The 764-nt window shown below is 69.9% G+C and carries 1 pseudogene; it reads right to left on the reverse strand.

From position 1 onward, the window contains the following. Positions 1 to 764, reverse strand: a pseudogene (locus EOA27_RS38745) (DNA primase); the annotation flags it as partial.

Here is a 764-nt window from a genome sequence, read left to right on the forward strand (position 1 = left end):
CGCTGCAAGTGCATCGCCTGGTTGAAGGCGTCGCGGGCATCGTCGAGCGCGGCGGTTTCGAGTGCCGGCCATTGCCGCGCCCGCTTGATCAGTTCCACCGCCCGCTCCCAGATGCCGCCGCAGCCGGCGCGCTCGATGGTGGCGATGACCGCGCCGCGCTCGTCGGCCGCGTCATGCGCCATGGCGTCGAGGATGGCCGCGTGCAGTTTGCGCAAATCCGAATTGGCGAGGTCGAGGAATTCGACATGGGCGAAATTCTCGTCGATCAGCGCCGGGTGGTTGACCAGAGCCACGATGATCGTGGCCTCGCGCACCGACATCCCCTCGCCAGCGCGTTTGACCAGCGCCGAGCGGCCCAGGCTCTCGGTGATCGCGGCGCGCCCGCCGACAAAGCCCCGGCCAAACGCCCCGCCTGGCGCCGAACCCCTGCCGCGCTCGCCCGGCCGGCCGTCGGAGCGTCCGCCATGGCCCTGCCGCACCGCGCGTTGCGAGCCGAAGAAGCTCCGCACCCGCTCGCGCATTTCCTGCTGATATTGGTAGCGCGTGCTTTCGTCGCGGATACGGCCGGCGAGTTCTCCCACCGTCTTTTCCAGCCCCGCGCGCCGCTCCGGTGTGTCGAAAACACCGCCGGCCGTCTCGCGCATCCACAAAAGGTCGACAAGCGGCCGCGCCTCCGAAAGCACGGCGCGGAACGCATCCGGCCCATCGGCCCTGACCAGATCGTCCGGGTCCTTGCCATCGGGCAGCAGCGCAAAGCGCACGCG

It is taken from the genome of Mesorhizobium sp. M2A.F.Ca.ET.037.01.1.1 (assembly GCF_003998075.1).
Taxonomy (GTDB): domain Bacteria; phylum Pseudomonadota; class Alphaproteobacteria; order Rhizobiales; family Rhizobiaceae; genus Mesorhizobium.